This is a genomic window from Nocardia sp. NPDC057668, from assembly GCF_042799795.1.
In the GTDB taxonomy this organism is placed as follows: domain Bacteria; phylum Actinomycetota; class Actinomycetes; order Mycobacteriales; family Mycobacteriaceae; genus Nocardia.
On sequence record NZ_JBHVIC010000001.1, the window covers coordinates 1 to 17,153 of the forward strand.

General features: G+C 68.7%; 15 protein-coding genes. 8 read left to right on the plus strand and 7 right to left on the minus strand.

Going from position 1 to position 17,153, the window contains the following annotated elements; translation table 11 throughout:
- Window positions 1-621 precede the first annotated feature (621 nt).
- Entirely contained in the window at window positions 622-1,695 is a 1,074-nt protein-coding gene (locus ACFVBH_RS00005) for a polyprenyl synthetase family protein (RefSeq protein ID WP_378998319.1), read from the minus strand.
- Between the two features lie 420 nt (window positions 1,696-2,115).
- Between ACFVBH_RS00005 and ACFVBH_RS00010 the strand changes: the two genes are divergently transcribed.
- Window positions 2,116-2,568 (plus strand): nuclear transport factor 2 family protein, encoded by a 453-nt coding sequence (locus tag ACFVBH_RS00010; protein WP_354988487.1) that lies wholly within the window; start codon window positions 2,116-2,118, stop codon window positions 2,566-2,568.
- Here the strand turns inward: ACFVBH_RS00010 and ACFVBH_RS00015 are convergent.
- The 6 genes from ACFVBH_RS00015 to ACFVBH_RS00040 form a co-directional block, all read right to left on the minus strand.
- Entirely contained in the window at window positions 2,523-3,290 is a 768-nt protein-coding gene (locus tag ACFVBH_RS00015) for a hypothetical protein (RefSeq protein WP_378998321.1), read from the minus strand. The genes ACFVBH_RS00010 and ACFVBH_RS00015 overlap by 46 nt on opposite strands.
- Before the next feature lie 10 nt (window positions 3,291-3,300).
- Window positions 3,301-3,864, minus strand: coding sequence for a hypothetical protein (locus tag ACFVBH_RS00020; protein ID WP_354988485.1), 564 nt, complete (start codon window positions 3,862-3,864; stop codon window positions 3,301-3,303).
- Between the two features lie 77 nt (window positions 3,865-3,941).
- On the minus strand, window positions 3,942-5,681 hold the full coding sequence (locus ACFVBH_RS00025) for a cholesterol oxidase substrate-binding domain-containing protein (protein WP_378998323.1): 1,740 nt from the start codon (window positions 5,679-5,681) through the stop codon (window positions 3,942-3,944).
- A 210-nt stretch (window positions 5,682-5,891) separates the two neighbouring features.
- Window positions 5,892-6,365: a class I SAM-dependent methyltransferase gene (locus ACFVBH_RS00030; RefSeq protein ID WP_378998325.1), complete on the minus strand. Its 474-nt coding sequence runs from the start codon at window positions 6,363-6,365 to the stop codon at window positions 5,892-5,894.
- 60 nt (window positions 6,366-6,425) lie between these two features.
- Window positions 6,426-7,979: a succinic semialdehyde dehydrogenase gene (locus ACFVBH_RS00035; RefSeq protein ID WP_378998327.1), complete on the minus strand. Its 1,554-nt coding sequence runs from the start codon at window positions 7,977-7,979 to the stop codon at window positions 6,426-6,428.
- A gap of 223 nt (window positions 7,980-8,202) precedes the next feature.
- Window positions 8,203-8,625, minus strand: a complete 423-nt coding sequence (locus ACFVBH_RS00040) for a hypothetical protein (RefSeq protein ID WP_378998329.1) — start codon at window positions 8,623-8,625, stop codon at window positions 8,203-8,205.
- Window positions 8,626-8,795: 170 nt separating this feature from the next.
- On the opposite strand from ACFVBH_RS00040, the gene ACFVBH_RS00045 reads away from it, so the two are divergent.
- From ACFVBH_RS00045 to ACFVBH_RS00075, 7 genes are all read left to right on the plus strand, one after another.
- Complete coding sequence (locus ACFVBH_RS00045) at window positions 8,796-9,380, plus strand: TetR/AcrR family transcriptional regulator (protein ID WP_354988481.1); 585 nt, start codon at window positions 8,796-8,798, stop codon at window positions 9,378-9,380.
- Window positions 9,377-10,207, plus strand: coding sequence for an alpha/beta fold hydrolase (locus ACFVBH_RS00050; protein ID WP_378998332.1), 831 nt, complete (start codon window positions 9,377-9,379; stop codon window positions 10,205-10,207). Before ACFVBH_RS00045 ends, ACFVBH_RS00050 begins: the two co-directional genes overlap by 4 nt.
- Before the next feature lie 214 nt (window positions 10,208-10,421).
- Window positions 10,422-11,225: an LLM class flavin-dependent oxidoreductase gene (locus tag ACFVBH_RS00055; RefSeq protein WP_378998334.1), complete on the plus strand. Its 804-nt coding sequence runs from the start codon at window positions 10,422-10,424 to the stop codon at window positions 11,223-11,225.
- 184 nt (window positions 11,226-11,409) lie between these two features.
- Entirely contained in the window at window positions 11,410-12,648 is a 1,239-nt protein-coding gene (locus tag ACFVBH_RS00060; RefSeq protein WP_378998336.1) for a Rieske 2Fe-2S domain-containing protein, read from the plus strand.
- 645 nt (window positions 12,649-13,293) lie between these two features.
- Entirely contained in the window at window positions 13,294-14,193 is a 900-nt protein-coding gene (locus ACFVBH_RS00065) for an alpha/beta fold hydrolase (protein WP_378998338.1), read from the plus strand.
- 252 nt (window positions 14,194-14,445) lie between these two features.
- Window positions 14,446-16,770 (plus strand): nitrate- and nitrite sensing domain-containing protein, encoded by a 2,325-nt coding sequence (locus ACFVBH_RS00070; protein WP_378998340.1) that lies wholly within the window; start codon window positions 14,446-14,448, stop codon window positions 16,768-16,770.
- A complete protein-coding gene (locus ACFVBH_RS00075; protein ID WP_354988475.1) occupies window positions 16,748-17,152 on the plus strand; it encodes a roadblock/LC7 domain-containing protein in 405 nt (134 codons plus the stop codon). Before ACFVBH_RS00070 ends, ACFVBH_RS00075 begins: the two co-directional genes overlap by 23 nt.
- The last annotated feature ends 1 nt before the right edge of the window (window position 17,153 follow it).

The following is a 17,153-nucleotide window of genomic DNA, read 5'->3' on the forward strand; positions in this document are numbered from 1 at the left end:
CCGTACCCGACCTCGGCTCCCCGGTTGGGAGCCTGTTCATCCTTCCAGCCTGGCTGGATGGCCGTGGGAACCTTCTCGAGACCTACAGACAAAGACTCGTCATCGTTGAATGCTGGTACCGCCTCAGAGGGTGATTGTGGTGAGCGGTAATCCATTCGAGGGTTGCTCGTACCCCCACAGGTGGTGGATTACGTTTATCGGCCCGGTAGGGGTGGTACCGCCGTCGAGGCTCCCAACCGGGCCGCGCTGCTACTCCGTTATCCAGGCTGCTCTCCCTCGGGAGGGCTGGAACCGCAGCCCGATTCTCCCCACCGCACTCCGCTGGTTCTCGTTATCGAGGCTGCTCTCCCCGAGGGGGCTGGAACCGCAGCTCGACCCCCGGCCGGACCCCGCTGGGTGTCTCGTTATCCAGGCTGCTCTGCCCCGGCAGGGCTGGAACCGCAACCCGCCCACCCCAACCGCACTCCGCTGGTATCTCGTTATCCAGTCGTCCGTCAACGCAACCAGCCACTCAACGCGCCGATACCCCGATACCCCGCCACGCATACGCCACCCCCGCCTAGATCCCCCCCGAAACCGGCCGGCGCCATCCAATCCAGGGACGGCGCTGACCCGTCCACTTCACCGATCCCGATGCGCCACAAGATGCGCCAGCGCCGTGAGATCCCCCGTGGCGAGATCGGTAGGCAAAACATCCAGCGCGGCCCCGAGCGCTCCCGAGATGCGCTCCAGAGTCTCGCGCCGCCCACCAGCTTCCTCGACAAGCACGGCGGCCCGAGCCGCTCGAGCCGCTGTAATAGGCTGGCGCGCTTGATAGATCCGAGCAAGCTCACGCCCGGCCGATGTATCCGAGGCCAAGGCACTGACCACCGGGAATGATTGCTTACGACTGATGAGATCGCTGTGCGCGGGTTTCCCCGTCACCGCGGGATCCCCCCAGATGTCGATCACATCGTCGACCAGCTGGAATACCAGCCCGATTTCACACCCGAATGTATGCATGGCCGATACGACGCGATGATCCGCTCCGGCGCACAGGGCTCCGAGTGCACAGGCACACCCGAGCAATGCACCGGTTTTCCCCGATGCCATCTGCAGATACTCGGCCACACTGATACTGGACCGCTCAGCGAATGCGCAATCCTCGTACTGCCCCCGGCACAGTGTCATCGTGGCTCGCGCTAATCGAATGACCGCTTCCGCTGTAACCGGCTCGGGCACGCCATCCGACAGCACGCCGAGAGCCAGGGCTTGCATGGCATCGCCGAGTAGCGTGGCGTTGGTTTCGCCCCACAGTCGCCAAATCGTCTGGCGCCCATGCCGGAATGGATCTCCGTCCATCACGTCATCGTGTACGAGCGAGAAGTTGTGCAGTAGTTCCACTGCCGCTGCGGCATGCACCGAATCGTCGATCGATCCGCCGCACGCTGCCGCAGCTGCGAAAGTCAGCGCGGGCCGCAGTGCTTTGCCCTGCACGCCGTCGGTGATCTCGATGCCCTCGGGATCGCACCAGCCGAAGTGATAGCCCGCCATCTGATCCAGCGGTTCGGCAAGTCCGCCCACCGCGGCTCGCAGGACCGGGTCGATGGCCCGGCGGGCGTCGGCGAGTTGTCTCCGGGCTATTCGCTCGACAGCGGATTGCGCGGAATCCGTTGTGCGCGGCCGCACGTCGGTGTGGCCGGTCAGGGTGGCCACCGCGGGACGGGAAAGTCCCCAGCGGCGTTTGGTCTCGCGGCGTTGTCCCACGGTGGAACTGTTCGGTTTCGACGCTCGCATGTTCGGCCCCGCTCACTCGGACACGGCCCCCGCAGCCACCCTTCGGTGAACGGGGCGGCCATGCATGGAAGAAGCCCCATACTCTCACCACCTGCGGAAAACGCGGGGCCGCCTGCAGGTTTCAGTTCGGCAACGACCCTCGCGCGCGGGTATCGACTCGGCTGCAATCCGCAGTCGAACCGTCTCGGGCGGCGCGTCGGCGGGGTGTGCCGCCCTCGCAAAGCGGCGAAGTTCGCCGATCCCTGCGGCTATATCTTTCGCAAAGCACAAGATCGATGGGCTGCCTCGTCGTACGCTGCCCACCGATCGGAAGAGTTACGGCACGATTCGGAGGCCCCCATGCTGTCCCTGCAGGAGATATCGGACCGACTGGAAATAGCGGATGTCATGGTGCGCTACTCCCACGCGGTGGACACCCACCAGTGGGATCTGCTGGACGAGCTCTTCACCGCTGATGCTCATATCGACTACACCGCGATGGGCGGTCCCGCCGGTGATCTGGCTTCCACCAAGCAATTTCTCGCCTCCGTCATGCCGAATTTCACCGCGTTCCAGCATCTGGTGAGCAATTCCTCGATTCGGGTCGATGGAGACAGTGCGACCGCCCGCACCATGTGCCACAACCCGATGGTGGTGGATGGTGCGGACGGTCATCAGCGGCTCATGCTGTGCGGGCTCTGGTATCTGGATTCCTTCACCCGCGTCGCCGGTGTCTGGCGGATCAGCCGGCGGGTCGAGGAGAAGTCCTATATGTTCGTCGCTCCGCCCGCGGATGCGGTCGTCAGCAGCTGATCGAACAGGTCGCGATAGCCGCGCAGGGCCTGCCGCAGTTCTTCGGTGTCGACCTCTCCCCCGCTGGACCAGCGGGTTTCGAGCTGCTGCAGGCGCTGGGCGTAGCCGTCGGTGAGGCGCTGCAGGGCGCCGGAGACGAGGTCGTCGGCGCGGGTCACCGCGTCGCGCGGGTCGTCCACGAACATGGTCTGTACTTCACGCCACTGCTCGCGCAGCTTGCCCGCGTCCGGGCTGCCGGGGATCGCGTTGCCCCCGTTGCCGGGACGATGGGCGTCGCCCGCGCCGGGCTTGCGGTCCGAGCCCGGGTGTTGCGCGGCGGGCTGATGCGCGAGTGCGTCAGCTTCCTTGTTCGCGCCGGGAGCGTGGGCGCTGGGACCCGACGGCTGGACGTCGCCGCCCGGCTGCGCGTGCACGCCGCTCGCGGTGGGCTGGTGCGCGCCCCCGGGCTGTGCGGCCGCGTCCGAACCCGGCTTGTGCGCGCTCGGCCCCGCGTCGCGAAGTTCGTTGCCGGTCACGGTGTTCGCGGGCTCGGCGTCGGGGAACGGCCGATCGCCGCCGGGCTGCGCGTGACTCGCGTCCTCGCGCAGGCGTTCCTGGGCGGGATCGTGCTGTTCGGCGGTGGCGCGTTCGGCCTCCTGGCGCTTGGCCTCGCGCGGGGCCTGTTCGGCGTCGATGCCCGCGGCCTTGGCCTTCTTCGCGCGGTCGGATTCGAAAATGCTCATGGTTCTCGCCTTACTTGTTGGGTGCGGTCTGACCGGCGCGATTGCCGTCCAGCACATCGACGAAAAGTTCGCGGTAGTGCACGATCGCGGCGCGCATGTCCTCGGTCGAGGCCTGCCCGCTGGCGGCTCGCCCCGCGATTTCGTGCGCGGTGCGGAATTGCTCGAGCGGTGCGGCGTGCCGGACGGAGAGATCGGCCAGCTGCTGCTGGAAGTCCTCGGTCGGGTAGCCGCGGTCGGACATGACCGATACGAGCAGTCGATCGGCGTTGTCGAGTGAGCGCACCGGATCGTCGATGAACTGTTCCTGCACGTGCGCCCACTGCTGGCCGTAGCGCGCCTTCTCGTCCTCGCTCAGTTCGCGCAATTGCAGTTGGCTGTGCCGCTTCTCGCGTTCGGTGAGCTCCTGTTCGGCAGCTCGGCGACTCTCCGATTCCTGTACGGCCCGGTCGTATTCCGGACCGAATCGATCCTGTAATCGCCTGCGCCGCAACCACGGTCGTACGGCCAACCCGATGGCGACCAGTACCGCGAGCACCACCAGCACGATGAGCACCGTCATTCCTGCACCCGACATCTGATCCTCCTCGTCGAGTTCGTCTCTGTGACGACGTAATGCCTCGGCGAGGAGGTCTCAAACGTGCGGCGTTCGGGTCAGTCGTGCAACAGGCCGGCGAGGAACCCGTTGGCGAACACCCGATGCGGGTCGTGCTGATCCAGGGTGGAAACAGCGGTGTCCCAGGTGTTTCCGGCTGGCAAACCGGCGCGATAGGCGTCGGGGACGATCGTGTCGAGCACGTCGCGATCGGCCCAGGCGCCGGTGTCGCTGTAACCCCAGCCCTTGGACCATTCCGGGCGGACCTGGGCGTAGTCGCCCGAGTAGTTGGCCAGGACCCACCGTTCGGTTTCGCGGTAGAAGCGGATGCTGCCGGGAGTACCGGGAATGGTGAGGATGTCGAGCCAGATGGCTACTTCCCACTCCGGGTGATCGGGGCGGGGCCGAATGGCCGACAGTGCCGGGGTGAGTGCGCCGGGCACTCCCGCGTCGCCGGGGTCGTCGAGTCCGGTCACGCGAATCTCCAACGGCCCGTTCATCGGATAGCTGCCCTCGGCCGCGTATCGGTTCAGTCCGTCGCGGAAGTACGCGTAGAACTCGCTGACGACTCGCTGCACATCCGCACGCCGCGTGAGGATGGCGTAGCCGTTGGCGGTCACCTTCAGCGTCGTGGGCCGCACGTACAGCAGGGTGTTCTTGGACCAGCCCCACAGGTCGCGCGATGCGGTGGCGGTCAGGCCCATCTCGACCATGTCCATGTGCATCCGGCACATGGCCGGGGTGAGTCCGTACGCACCGGCTTCGATGCGGCACATGAGGTCGGTGATGGGATCGGGGATGGTGTCGCAGAACGGATAGTTGAACGGCCCGTTGACCATTCGCGCGCCGGCGGGCTGTTCGGGGCACACTTCCCATACCTTGAGCCACGGCGTGCTCGTGTACGGGAACCAGATGGCCTCCGCTCGCCCGGTGCGTTCGACCCATGCTCCGAACGACTGCTCGCCCGCTGTGTCCGGCGGTGCGAACAGGGTGTCGACGTCGATGTCGGTCAGGCTCCGGCATCGCAGGCGCGTGTTCTCGCCGGTGCGCAGTCTCGCGTCGATCAGGAAAGTGCGGCCCAGATTGACCAGTAGCGGGGCGATCGCCGGATCGTCGCGCTCGAAGGTGCGCAGGGTGTAACTGTCCGCGGATTCGTCCCAGACGACGGCGGTGAGCGCCACGACGAGGTTGCTGATCGACCCGAAAGTGTGCCCCGCGGCCCGGGTTTCACCGGCTGCCGGGATACCGGTGCCGTGCCCGCCGATGGCCAGCACGCCACCCAGGGTGATGTCGCCCGGCGCGGGTGTGGCGGCGAAGCCGAGTCCCGCGGATTCCAGTGCGGTCATGAGTACTTCCATGTGCACGCCGGTCTGCGCGGTGACGCTCGCCGGCGTGCCCGGCGTGACGGTGACGCGCGTGAAATGCCGCGTGGTGTCCACCAGCAGTACGCGCTCGGCTTCGTGCGCCAGCGCGGTCAGCGGCGACCAGTTATGCCGCTGACCACTGGCGCGCACGGTCCAGCCGTGCGCGCGGGCCCAGTTCGCCAGTGCCACCACCTGATCCGCGTGCGTGGGCGCGCAGGTCCACATCCGGTCGATGAAAACCTCACCGGACCAGTTCTCGTACGCCTGCCGATACACCTCGACGCCGCCCGGCAATGCCGGTGGGGTCACACCCTCCGCTCGCGCGGCCGGTACCCGGAATGCCGGGGTCCAGCCGAACGCCGCACAGGCCGCTGCCCCGGCCAGACCCCCGAGTACGCCACGGCGACTCGGCAGGACGCGGTTTCCCTCGATCACTTGCCCACCACTCCTCTAATTAGGGGAGCCTTACCTTAGGCAAGAATGGAGTGCTGTGGGGTAGCCAGCTCGCGCTGTGCGGTACATGCCACACCGTCCGGTGCGAGCGCATGGGTATGACGTGGACGACCGCGCGGGCGAGTTGTCACGCTCGGCCGCCACGAACGGCCGGGCGCAAGAATCGCCCGCGGACCCGTCGTCGGCTGAATGTCAGGCCGGGACGCGCCCGGAACCCAGCCAGGCCGTGGTGTGCAGGGGTGAGCCGGGCCGATAGTGCTCGTGCAGATACGCGCGCATGGTCGTCTCCTGCGCCCGCCAGACCTGCTCCGGGGTCCGGGCGCGCGTCAGGCGCAGCGGGGCGTTGCCGTGGGTCATGCTGTGCCAGAGGTGATCCGCGCTCTCGTACGTGAACTCCGCGGTGTGCGACTGCACGGTGATGTCGCCGAAGCCCGCGGCTCGCAACTCGGCGGCGAACACCTCGGGATTCTCCAGACTAGACGGATTGCGCTGCAAGGGCGGGAATCCCGGGATCTCGCCTCGGAAGGCATCGAAGAGCAGGGTCATGAGCGTGGATTCGTCGCCCGGAGCCCAGCTCGACACCACCGCGATGCCGCCGGGGCGCAGTACCCGGGCGAGTTCGGCGAATCCCCGGGCGCGGTCGGGGAAGAACATCAGCCCGAACATGGAGAAGCCGCTTCCTTCGACCGCCCCAGCCTGCGCACGGGCGGGGCGGTCGCGGAACCGTCAGCGGCCGGGCAGGAACCGGATCGCGCGGGCGATACCCATCAGCAGCGGCTGCCACTTCTCCTGCGAAACCAGCGGCGGCGCATCGAGATTCAGGAAGCGCGTCACCACCACGGTCTGGGACTCGGTGAACTTCAGGAGGCCGTCGGGACCGTGGCGGCGGCCGACGCCGGAGATGCCCATGCCGCCCATGGGCGCGCCGGTGCTGCCCCACGCCGGGGCGTACCCCTCGTCCACGTTGACCGTGCCCGCGTGGATGCGGGCCGCGATCTGCTCGCCCTCGGACTTGCTGCCCGCCCAGACGCTGGCGTTGAGGCCGTATTCGGTGTCGTTGGCGCGCGCGATGGCCTCTTCCACGTTCTCGACCGGGTAGATGGAGACCAGCGGGCCGAAGGTTTCGTTGCGGCCGCACTCCATGGCGTCGGTGACCTCGGTCAGCACGGTCGGCTCGTAGAACAGCGGGCCGAGATCGGGGCGGGCGTTACCGCCCACGAGCACCTTCGCCCCCTTGGAGACCGCGTCGGCCACATGCTTGGACACCGTCTCGAGCTGCGCTTCGGAGATGAGGCTGCCGACCGAGTTGGAGAAGTCGTACGAGGCGCCGATGGTGGTGTTCTTGACCGCGGCCACGAACTTCTCGGTGAATTCGGACGCGACCGAGCGATCCACGTACAGGCGCTCGATCGAGATGCACAGCTGGCCCGCGTTGGAGAAGCACGCACGCACGGCGGCTTTGGCGGCCCTGTCGATGTTCGCCCCGCTGGTCACGATCATGGGGTTCTTGCCGCCCAGCTCGGCGGAGAAGCCGATGAGGCGACGACCGCACTGTTCGGCCAGGGTGCGCCCGGTCGCGGAGGAACCGGTGAACATGAGGTAGTCGCACTGGTCGACGATGGCCGTGCCGACCACCGTGCCCGGCCCGGTCACCACGGCGAACAGATCGCGCGGCAGTCCGGCGCGGGCCAGCAGTTCGGCATTGGCGAGCGAGGAGTACGGGGTCTGGCTGTCCGGCTTGACCACGACGCCGTTGCCGGCCAGCAGCGCCGGAATCGAATCGCCGATCGAGAGCAGCATCGGGTAGTTCCAGGGTGCGATCACCCCGACCACGCCCTTGGGCACCGCGCGCACCGACGCCCGGTTCAGCAGTGGGAACGCGCCCGCGACCTTGTGCGCGTCCAGCAGTCCCGGCGCGACGCGGGCGAAGTACCGGGCCGCGAAGATCAAGCCCATGATCTCTTCCTGAGCGGCCCATCGCGCCTTGCCGGTCTCGGCCTGCACGACGTCCATCAGGTACTCGCGGTTCTCCACCACCAGCGCCCGGTACCGCTCGAAGACGGCGGCCCGTTCCTTGGCTGGCCGTGCCGCCCATTCCGCCTGCGCGGCACGGGCTTTGCCTACCGCGGCCGTCACGTCATCGGCGTTGCCGACCGGCACACTGCCGAGGGTGTTCCCGGTGAACACCTCGGTGATCGCACGGGTGTCGCGGTCCTCGGTGGTGTCCACCGCCGCGAACGTCCGCAAACGCTCGAAGACTGCGGGTGACGGCACGGGCATCGTCGCCTCCTACTTACGGGTAACCAACAGATACACGCAATCTACCCGTATGTGATTCACCCGACTCCCGAGTCTGTGATCCGCCCCGCTCGCAGCGGCTTTCCGTCCGGAAATGTCGATGCCGGAGCGTGTGGCCGGGCGAATCGAGGCGCCAGGGCGACAATGGCGCCCGGTCCGCGCTCGCCGCGTGGACCGGGCGCCGAACATGTACGGCGCGAAGGGGTTACCCGCGCGGCAGCAAGCCCGATGAGCCCGCGCCCTGCAGCCAGCCCTTGCCGGACCCGGAATTGCCGACCAGCATCCAGAAATTCGACCAGGCGCTGTTCGGGCCCAGGAGCGCCTGGGCCGAGCCGGAGGTCAGGACGTCGTTGCCGATTCCGGAGCCGGTGGAGGCCAGGTCGGCCGAGCCCGATCCGGCGATCTCGGCGGTGGTCGCCGCGCGGCCCGAGCCGGCGTCGGCGAGCGCGCGGGCCAGTCGGCCCGAGCCGGTGCCGAGCTCGGCGGCCAGGTCGGTGTTCAGCAGCGCGGAGCCCGAGTCGGCGATCGCGTCCGCCGGAATCGCCGGTGCGGCTTGGGCATTGGCGGCCGCGCCGAGGAAGAGCGGGACTGCGAGTGCGGTGGACGCGAATGCGATCCGGTGTTTCATCGAGAGGTTGCCTTCCTGTGGAAAGGGCTAACAGTAGGCAACTCGCGCGGGGTGCAAACGCCCATACTTTCCACGGCAGCGGACGCGGAATGGAACCGGGTCGAGGTGGCTACAGTCGCTGAACCTATGTATCTTAGGTTTTGTCCTAATACCCATAGGAAGAGGTTCCGATGTCCCCACGCGCAGGGCTCACCGCCGACCGCATCACCGCGGCGGCCGCCGAACTCGCGGACGAGATCGGGTTCGACAACGTGACCTTGGCGGCGGTGGCCAAGCGATTCGGGGTCAGGGACCCGAGCCTGTACGCGCACGTGCGGAACCTGAAGGATCTGCGTGTCCGGGTCGCGCTGGCGGCGGCCGCGGAGATGGCCGACCGCATCGGCGCCGCGGTCGCGGGCCGGGCGGGGCGCGACGCGCTCGTCGCGTTCGCCGACGCCTATCGCGACTACGCGCTCGAGCATCCCGGCCGCTACGCCGCCACCCAGGGGCCCATGGACCTCGCCGACGTTGCGGACGCACCCGGTTACGTCCGCAACGTCGAGCTGACCGCCGCGATGCTGCGCGGTTACGACCTGGACGGCGATGCGTTCATCGACGCGGGTCGCCTGCTGCGCAGCACTTTTCACGGTTACGCCACCCTCGAACTCGGCGGTGGCTTCAACCATTCACGCGAGCCCGACGCCTCGTGGTCTCGCATTCTCGATGCCCTGCACCACCTGCTGTCGCGGTGGCCCGATCAGGAGAAACCGCAATGAAATCCGATACCCTGCGCGTCCCCGGCGCGACGCTCTACCACGAAATCCGCGGTGCGGGACCGCTGCTGCTGTTCCTGCCCGGCGGCGGCGGAGACGCCGGCACCGTGGACCCGCTCGCCGAGGTACTCGAGAAGCACTTCACGGTGGTCTCCCTCGATCCGCGCGGGTACTCCCGCAGCGTGCTCGACGGCCCCCAGGTCACCCAGCGGGTCGAGGTCCAGAGCGCGGACGCCCACCGGCTGATCACCCACCTCACCGGCGATCCGGTGTTCGTCGTCGGTGGCAGCGCCGGGGCGATCGTCGGCCTGGACCTGCTCGCCCGCCATCCCGATCGAGTCCGGCACCTGGTCGCGCACGAACCACCGTGCTTCGCGGTGCTGCCCGACGCCGCCGCACACCGGGCCATGATCGACGAGGTCGTCACCCTGTTCCACGCCGAAGGGCTCGCCGCCGCCTCCGCCCGGTTCCTCGCCGGAATAGGCAACGCGATGAAACCCGCCCCGGTCGCCGCCGAGCTGCCGCCCCGCGCCGCCGAGATGTGGACCCGCCTGGCCGCCAACGGCCCACTCATGATCGAGCACGAACTCCGCGAATTCACCTCCTACCTACCGGATTACGAAGCGCTGACCGCCCACCGCGACCGCTTGACCCTGGCCGTTGGCCGGGAGACCGCCCCCGCGCTCCCCTGCCGCCCCGCCGCGGAGATAGCCGCGCGCCTCGGCCTGCGCGCCACCGAGTTCCCGGGCGCACACAACGGAATGCGGACCGACGCGGCCGAATTCGCCGACCAGCTGGTGGCCGCCCTCGTAGGGTCAGCGGCGTTCTGAACGATGGTTCGATCCGGCGCGGACCGTAGTGCCGGCACGGACGGCGCGACAGAATCATCCGACCGATCGCACCCCGGCGGCGCGGGTGCGGCGGGAGACCCCGTACGTACTCGGTGATCCGGCCGGACTCGCGGCCCGGCGGCACCGGGCCGACGAATTTCCACCGCGCGCGGCGTCGTTGTTCCCGTAAGCACCGACAGACAGGAGTGTGATCGTGGTGAAGCCGTTCCGATTCGGGGTCGTGGCCCCGCTCATGGGTGACGTGGCGACCTGGCGCGACAGTGCGCGCCGCATCGCCGATCTCGGGTACTCGACGTTCCTCGTGCCCGACTTCCCGCTGACCCAGCCCGCGCCCGCCCCCATGCTGGCGACCGTCGCGGCCGACACCGGCCTTCGCGTGGGCGCGTGGGTCTACGCCTCGCCGTTCCGGCCGCCCTGGATGACCGCGTGGGAGGCGCATTCCCTGTCGCTACTCACCGAGGGCCGCTTCGAATTCGGCATCGGCACTGGCAGGCCGGGCATCGAGGACGAGTTGCGCGACAAGGGCCTGCCCGTCGTGAGGCCGGCCGAACGCCTGGCGGAGATCGGCGCGACCGTCGCGGCCCTGCGCGAGCTCGACGGCCCCGGTCTGCACACCCCGGTCACCATGGCGGTGCTGGGCCCGAAGGCGCGGGCGTTGGCGGCCGAGATCGCCGACACGGTCACCTTCGCGCTCGGCCCGCAGCCCCGGGGCGAGGTCGCGCGGCTCGCCGCGGACTTCCGCGACAGGCCGGACATCGAACTGGCGCTGGCCGTTCCGGTGGTCGGCGACGCCGTCGCCGCGCACATGGGCCCGCCCGACACCGATCCGGCGGCCCTGCGCGCTGTCGACGCGGTGACCGTCCTGCCCGCCGATCCGGTGGCCGCGGCCGAGGAGATCCAGCGGCGACGCGAGGAAATGGGCTTCTCCTACTTCATCTTCGGCGCCGCCGAGGCCGGGCGGCTCGCACCGCTCGTCGCCGAACTCACCGGCCGCTGAAGCTGATCGAGTTCGCCCGAAACGCGCTGCACCGCTTGCCCTGCCGATTCACCGCCGAGTAATGGCCGCCACGAGATAACTGAGAGTTTTGTCTCCCAACCGTTTTCGCGATTTGCGCCGGTCGGGCACACCGTCAAAGCTTGATCGGTTCAGTGTGTGAAGTAGCAGGGAGGGAATTTCTACTATGGCCACGACTCCTCCGAGGCAGCCGCACAGGGTTCGCGAGATCGACGTGGGTACGGCGCCGGACCGCTTCGCGCGCGGCTGGCACTGTTTGGGCCTGACGGCGGCGTTCCGGGACGGGGAACCGCATTCGGTGCAGGCGTTCGGGACCAAGCTGGTGGTGTGGGCGGACAGCACGGGTCAGCTGCAGGTGCTGGACGGGTACTGCCGCCACATGGGGGCGGACCTGTCCAAGGGCACGATCAAGGGCGACAACATCGCCTGCCCGTTCCACGATTGGCGCTGGAACGGCTCGGGCAAATGCGCGGATATTCCGTACGCGCGCCGGGTGCCGCCCCTGGCGCGCACGAGGACCTGGACCACGCTCGAGCGCAACGGGCAGCTGTTCGTCTGGCACGACCACGAGGGCAACCAGCCGCCGCCGGAGGTGACCATCCCGGTGATCGAGGGCCCCTACGACCGGGACGGGGCGTTCAACGAGGAGTGGACGCCGTGGACGTGGAACTCGCTGCTCATCGAGGGCGCGCACTGCCGTGAGATCGTCGACAACATCGTCGACATGGCGCACTTCTTCTACATCCACTACGCCTTCCCGGTCTCGTTCAAGAACGTGTTCGAGGGCCACGTCGCCACCCAGCTGCTGAAGACCAAGCCGCGCACCGACATCGGCTTCGCGGCCGACTACGGCGATTCGCTGCTGATCTCGGAGGCGTCCTACTTCGGCCCCTCGTACATGGTCAACCCCCTCAAGAACAGCTTCGGCGGCTTCGAGATCGAGAGCGTGCTGATCAACTGCCACTACCCGGTCTCCAACGACTCGTTCGTACTGCAGTGGGGCATGTCCCTGCACAAGCCCGAGGGCCTGCCCGCCGACGCGGCCGAGATGCTGGTCACGACGATGGAAGAGGGCATCAGCGCCGGATTCCTGCAGGACGTGGAGATCTGGAAGCACAAGTCCAAGATCGACAATCCCCTGCTGTGCGAGGACGACGGACCGGTCTACCACCTGCGCCGCTGGTACGAGCAGTTCTACGTCGACGTGGCCGATGTGGATCCGAAGGCCGTGCAGCGCTTGGAATTCGAGGTCGACACCAGCAAGGCCAACCAGGCGTGGGAAGCCGAGGTCCAGGACAACCTGGCGCGGCGCGCGGCCGAGGCGGAGACCGGAGCCGGGACCGCCGCTGCCGCCGAGCCCGAGGCGACTCCCGCCGCGAGCGAACCGGCAACCGCCACACACTGATACGGCCCGGAATTACACCCAATTTGTCGCATTTGTACCGACTTGAAAATTGATGTGTAACTCCCCGGCCTCCGCCGACGAACAATCCCCCAGCAGTACCCCCGAATTACACCCGTCGAATTCGACGTTCGGAAGGGATTGTTCCGATGCTCCGCACCGCTCGACCGCGCACCACCCCGCTCGGCGGCGTCGCCGACCGCGACCTGTCCGACCCGGCCTACAGGATGAGGGTAGCCGGACCGGACACGTCGACGCCGACTCGGACGTCGCGGTTCCCGCTCGCCGTGGTGACCGGCCACGGCGCACGGGAATCGCGGGTGTGTGACGCGGTTGCCCGGTGCGACATCGGGTTTCACGGCGGTCACGGGCGCCGCAGGGGGTGTTCCCGCACGCGGGACGCCCGCGCCCTGTCGACGACCGTCCGGGCAGCAGAGAACAGGTGACGGTGAAGCCGGCGCGCGAGCGAGGGGTCCGCGCGCCGGCTTTCGCCGTATCCGAGTGAGAACCGATTCGAATGCACGAGTGCCGGATCGACGACGACTCCGGTAATTCCCCCACTGGAACATATATCGCACGCCGGGGCTTGCCGCAAGCCCCGGGCAACGGTCCATACTCGCAGGTCGACACCGAGGAGATGGGGTAATCGTGGCCGAGGAACTAGCCGTGGGCGTGGGGCCTTCGAAGATCGATATGGCCTATGAGCGATTCGGCGATCCGGGGGATCCGCCGGTGCTGCTGATCATGGGCGGCGGGGCGCAGATGATCAATTGGCCCGAGGGGTTCTGCGACGAATTGGTCGCGCGCGGACTGCATGTCATTCGATTCGACAATCGCGATGTGGGACGTTCCACGCACTTCACCGCCGCGCCGCCCACCGATATCCGGGCGGCCATGGCCGGTGATCTCTCCGGCGCGGTCTACGACCTGTCCGATATGGCCGGCGACGCGGTCGGGCTGCTCGACGCGATCGACCTGGGCAGCGTCCACGTGGTGGGCGCGTCCATGGGCGGCATGATCGCGCAGACCATCGCCATCGAGGCGGGTGCGCGGGTGCGTTCGCTGACCACCATCATGTCCACCACCGGAAACCCCGAGGTCGGGCGCACGAGCCCGGGCGCGTTCGGCGACGCCGGGCCGCAGCCGGACGACCGCGCGGGCTACATCGACTGGCAGGTGCGCTCGGCGCGTGCGTCGGCTTCCCCCGGTTTCGTTTTCGACGCCGCGGCCGTGGCCGAGCGGGCGGGCCGGACCTTCGATCGCGGCGTCGATTTCGAGGGCATGATGCGCCAGATGGTGGCGGTGCTGGTCTCCGGTGATCGCACGGCGCGGCTGGCCGAGCTCGACATTCCGACCCTGGTGCTGCACGGCGCGGATGATCGCATCTTCGACGTGAGCGGTGGCCGGGCCATTGCCGAGGCGATTCCGGGCGCGAAATTGGTGGTCTTCGACGGGATGTCACACAATCTGCCGCGGGAATTGTGGCCCGTATTCGCTGATCACATCACCGAACTCGTCCGGCACGCGGAGTCTGTTCGAATGGGGTGAGGCAAACCGCTCACTCGCGCCGTGATGCACGGCTATTGTCTGGTCAACGGAAAATAAACGTGCATCACAGGTGGTGACCCAGCTTTGGGTAGACCGTGGTTGAAAAAGATTCTGTCGCAACGGATTCGAGCACAGCTCCGCACTCGATCCCCGCGCGGGGATATACCGGACGGCCGGTCCGATAGTCAAATCCCATCCCGCCCAAAAGGACTCGTACGGGCAGGCCGGGTATTCGATGGCTACATTCGGGCAATGCGCAGTTGGCGGCCCGGGGTCCGCACCCGGATTTTGGCGATCGCCCTGGTTCCGAGTCTGGCGCTGGTGCTGCTCGGCGTGGGCGCCGCGGGTGCGCTGGTCGATCGCTCCACCGACGCCCGCGACTGGGCGCGCGAACTGCGCGAGGGCATCGCGCCCACCCGCGAGCTCATCGAGGCGCTCCAGGAGGAACGCCGAATCACGCTCTGGCAGATCGCCGGCGCCGATTCCGACGTGCGCGCCCTGACCACCGCCCGCCTGCGCCTGGACAACGCCCTGCGGCTGCTCGCACCCGCGCAATCGCGACTCGCCGAACTCGGCCCCGACGCCATGGGCGCGAGCGTGGACGCCTTCGCCGCCCTGGGCGCGGGCCTGGTCACCCTGCGCGCGGGCGTCGACGCGGGCATCATCCCCGTCGCCGAGGCCTACGCCTTCTACAACCGCATGCCCGAACTCGTGCAGGCCGGGGTGCGCATCGCCCAGGAATCGGCGCCCGATCCGGCCACCGCGCTCGAACTCGCCGAATCACGCGAGGTGCTCCAGGGTTTGGAAGCCATGAGCCGGGCCACCGCCCTGGGCGCGGCCCTCACCGACGGCGGCGGCGGCCTGACCCCGGACCTGGGCGCCGAGTACGTCCGGCTCATCGGCTTCTACCGCACGCGCGTGGACGGGCTGCTCGCCGATTCGGACGCCGATCAGGCCGCGGCGGCGCGCGCACTCCTGGACACCGACGCCTGGCGGCTGCTGGGCACGATGGAAACCGCCCTCGCACAGCGCGCCCTGCCCCGGACCGGCGCCGCCCCGCAGGCCGTGCTGCCCCTCACGGCCGGCGCGTGGCAGGCCGACGCCGAACGGGTCACCCTGGCCCTGGCCGAACTGTGGCAGTCCCAGAACACCCGGGCACAGCGGCTGGCCGGCGACGCCGCGGACGTCACCACCCGCAATTCCCTGTGGGCAGGCGCGGCCATGCTCACCGTCGCGCTGGCGGCCATTCTGGTGGCGCTGCTGCTGGCCAACCGCATCATCGGGCGGCTGCGCCGGCTTCGCGACCAGACCCTGGCCCTGGCCGACGATCACCTCGCCGAGACCATGCGCAGGCTCGCCGCCGGGGAGACCCTCGACCCCGAGACGCACACGCCCGCGCTGAGTTTCGGCGGCGACGAGATCGGCCAGGTCGCCGACGCCTTCCAGCACGCGCACGCCGCCGCCGTCAGCGCCGCGATCACCGAATCGCGCACCCGCGAGGGCGTCAAGGCCGTGTTCCTCAACATCGCGCACCGCAGCCAGGTCGTGGTGCACCGTCAGCTCGAGATCCTGGACGAGGCCGAGTCCGAGCAGGAGGATCCAACCCTGTTGGACATCTTCTTCCGCCTCGATCACCTCGCCACCCGCGAACGCCGCAATGCCGAGAACCTGGTCATCCTCGCCGGCGGGCGGCCCGGACGGCAGTGGCGAAACCCGGTGCCGCTCATGGAGGTCGTGCGCAGCGCGGTGGGTGAGACCGTCGAGTACAAGCGGGTCCGCACCGGCCGCCTGCCCGAGGTGTTCCTGACCGGCGTCGCGGTCGGCGACCTCATCCACCTGCTCGCCGAGCTCATCGACAACGCCACCTCGTTCTCCCCGCCGCAGTCCCACGTGCGGATCACCGGCGCTCCGGTCGGTCGCGGGGTGGCGCTCGAGATCATCGACCAGGGCATGGGCATCACGGATCCGGAACTGGCGCAGGTGAACACGCGCCTGGCGAACCCGGCCCGCACCGCCGACTTCGGGCTCACCCTGCTGTCCGAGGACGCCCGGCTCGGGCTGTTCGTCGTCTCGCAACTGGCCGCCCGGCACGGCATCTCGGTGCGCCTGTCCGAATCGGACTACGGCGGGGTCCGCGCCATCGTGCTCGTGCCGGACGCGCTGATCGCCGGTCCGACGCCCGGCCCCGACTACAGCTCCGGGCAACTGCCGGTGCGGCGCTGGTCCGAAACGCGCGTGGCCGCGCCGAATCCGGACGGCTCGGAGTACCCCACCCTGACCACGCTCCCCGCGCTCACCACGAACCCGCCGCCGGGCGTGCCCGACATCCGCCCCGAGCTACCCCGGCGGCGCCGTCAGGAGCATCTCGCTCCCGAACTGGCGCACGACCCCGCACCGGCGTACGACCCGTCGTCCGCCATCGCTCCCCCGGCTCCCGAACGCACCGCCGAGCAGTCCCGGGATCTGTTCTCCGCCATCGAGAACGGCACCCGGCAGGGCCGGCGTGCCGATCCCGGTCCACTCCCACCACTTCGACATCTTCAGGAAGGCGACGGTGACTACTTCCCCCGCCGGTGACCTCGGCTGGCTGCTCGACGATCTCGTCGACAAGCTCGCCGGGGTGCGCCACGCCGTGGTCCACTCGACCGACGGCCTGCTGCTGGGCCGTTCGGCACTGATGACCCGCGAGGACGCCGAGCACTTTGCGGCCATGTCCTGCACGTTGTACGGGCTCTCGCGCAGTGCCGGACATCGTTTCGACGGCGGCGAGGTCCGCCAGGCCGTCATCGAACTCGAACACGCGGTGCTGTTCGTGACCGCCGCGGGCAGCAATGCCTGCCTGGCCCTGCAAACCGGGGCCCAAGCCAATCTGGGCATGGTCGCCTACGAGATGAACCTGACCGTGCAGCGCGTCGGGACGTTCCTCTCGACCACCGCGCGCCGCGGCGAAATCGGCTGAG